The sequence below is a fragment of the Burkholderia sp. Bp8998 genome, assembly GCF_003854235.1.
Taxonomy (GTDB): Bacteria; Pseudomonadota; Gammaproteobacteria; order Burkholderiales; family Burkholderiaceae; genus Burkholderia.
The window spans coordinates 1-2,076 of the sequence record NZ_QTQF01000112.1 but is presented as its reverse complement, the minus strand read 5'-3'; the positions used below and the strand labels follow the sequence as shown (position 1 = coordinate 2,076).

The window sequence follows — 2,076 nt, the reverse complement described above, 5'->3', positions numbered from 1 at the left end:
ACCCCTGAAGAGGCTATGGCGATGGAATTGGCTGCCGCCGGATTGGCTAAACGTTGCACTTGATTCTTGAGACCACCCCCGTCCTGCATCCGCTCCGAGACCGATTTGCGCCGCATGCTTTCGCGGATGACTCCGCAGCGTCGATTCCGGGTATCTGCCTGCTCCGCAGCCTCAGCCGCGCTGCTACACTCCAGCCACAAAAATCGCTTGCCCCACCCAAGGAAACAATGACACTCGCTCGGGCACAACATGACGGCGTCGAAGTCTGGATCATCCAGCTTCCGGGGCATGCCGCCTATGCCTATACGCATCTCAAGCGAGTATTCGCATCCGACGACTCGCGGCATCGCGTCGTGACGGTCGACCTCACGAAACTGCTCGCGTGCGCCGATCGCGACACAACCGACTATGTGCTGCCGGCGGTTCAATATTGGGCGCCCGGCAAGGCCGCCGGCATCCGCGATTTTCTCGATCCGGCCAAACCACGGATTCCCGACATGCCCTTCATCACGTTTCGCGAGACGCGGACGCGGACGCTGCTCGGGATTCCGGGCCTGTCGAAAGTCGGCATCGCATCGTTCCGGAACGGCCAGCATCGCGCGCGCTATCTGGCGTATGCAGGAGCAACGAGCCTGCCCGTCGAGGTGCATGAAACAGAGGCGGATTTGCTCGTGCGGTATTGCGGCGAGTGACGGACGCGACGCTTGGTCGAGTGCGAAACGAGTCGTGCAGCGTGCGGCCGTTCGATTCGATGCCGGCAGGCCGCTAGGCTTCGATCACGTAGATCCGGTCGGTGACGGCCCCCCGGCCGATGAAGCTGGTTTCGACGCCTGCCAGTCGCCAGCCGTTGTGCTCGTAGAAACCGATCGCGCGGACGTTGCCGTCGAGTACCGAGAGATGAACCTTGTCCACGCCAATATTTCGCGCCCACGCGCGAACGGCTTCGATCATGCGCTTGCCGGCACCGCTTCCATGATGTGCGGGATGGACGTGAAGGCAATCGAGCAGGACACCGCGCACCGGATCGATCGGTCTTTCGGCGCTGGCAAAACCGATCGGTGCGCCGTCGGATTCCGCGATCAGCACGAGGCCCCACTCCGCTTCGTTGCGGTCGAAATAATTTCGCCACCGCATCGCGTGTTCCGTCGGCACCTCATCGGACAGATAGGCCGCGGGCAAGATATGGCTGTATGCGTTCTGCCAACTCAGCGTGTGCAAGCGAGCGATGTGCTCAGCATCGTGTGGCATCGCGCTGCGCAGCATGATGGCGTGGTTTTCCGGCATGCGTGGGTCGCTCCGGTTGTGCGATCGACGGGAAAGTGTAGCAATCGCGGAGGGGCGAAGGCGAGTTGAATCGCGAATCTCGCGAGATGCTGCGCGACGACAGCGCTACGGGCGAAAAAATGTCCCGACGCCTTCTGGTTCGTCGGGACCGAACGGCCCTGCAAAGTTCAGGGCACGAGGAACCGATACATTACATGAATGTAAGACTGTGAATCTTTGGTGGTTTATGCCAAGTCCCTGGCTTATTCCGCCAATCTGCGGATCGTTCACTTCGTTATGTCGAGCGTCGCCTCGGTGCAGCAGGTCCCCGTACCGGCTACGGCGCGTACCGGCGCCGGCGCACATGGCGCGTTTCACCGTGACGGCCGGCAGAAAGGCGCTCAGGCTCCGGCCGACTATCGGCCGAAGGATGGAGCGAATCGCCGGTCAGTCTGGGCGATTCCGACGCAGGCATATTCCGAAGCGCATTTCGCAACCTTCCCTGGCTGCCTCTACGTGTTCTCGAACCGCTCTACACGCCGGCCGGATTCAAGGCGATGTGGTCGAAGCTGATGACCGAAGCGCTGAAGGAAAAGGTAATCGTGGAGCGCTTCACGTTTCACGATCTGCGGGTCTATTACGTCACCCGGCATAAGGCTGAACGCGGTGCATTGCCGGATCTGCACGCGAATCCGGCGACGACAGTGCGCGTCCATGACCGCACAAAAATCGTTAAGGAATGTCTGCAAAACCTTCGCGTGACGGCGGCATGTGAGACAGTAGCGGCATGAAACAGATCAGCCTTGTTGGAAC

3 protein-coding genes are annotated in these 2,076 nt (G+C 60.9%); 2 read left to right on the top strand and 1 reads right to left on the bottom strand.

Annotated features, from left to right (window positions below; translation table 11 throughout):
• The first annotated feature begins 227 nt into the window (after window positions 1-227).
• Window positions 228-692, top strand: coding sequence for a plasmid fertility inhibition factor family protein (locus DIE06_RS37585; RefSeq protein ID WP_124665719.1), 465 nt, complete (start codon window positions 228-230; stop codon window positions 690-692).
• 73 nt (window positions 693-765) lie between these two features.
• Here DIE06_RS37585 and DIE06_RS37580 read toward each other — a convergent pair whose 3' ends face one another.
• Entirely contained in the window at window positions 766-1,284 is a 519-nt protein-coding gene (locus tag DIE06_RS37580; RefSeq protein WP_124665718.1) for a GNAT family N-acetyltransferase, read from the bottom strand.
• Window positions 1,285-1,820: 536 nt separating this feature from the next.
• On the opposite strand from DIE06_RS37580, the gene DIE06_RS37575 reads away from it, so the two are divergent.
• Window positions 1,821-2,054: a hypothetical protein gene (locus DIE06_RS37575; protein WP_260433911.1), complete on the top strand. Its 234-nt coding sequence runs from the start codon at window positions 1,821-1,823 to the stop codon at window positions 2,052-2,054.
• Window positions 2,055-2,076: the final 22 nt, after the last annotated feature.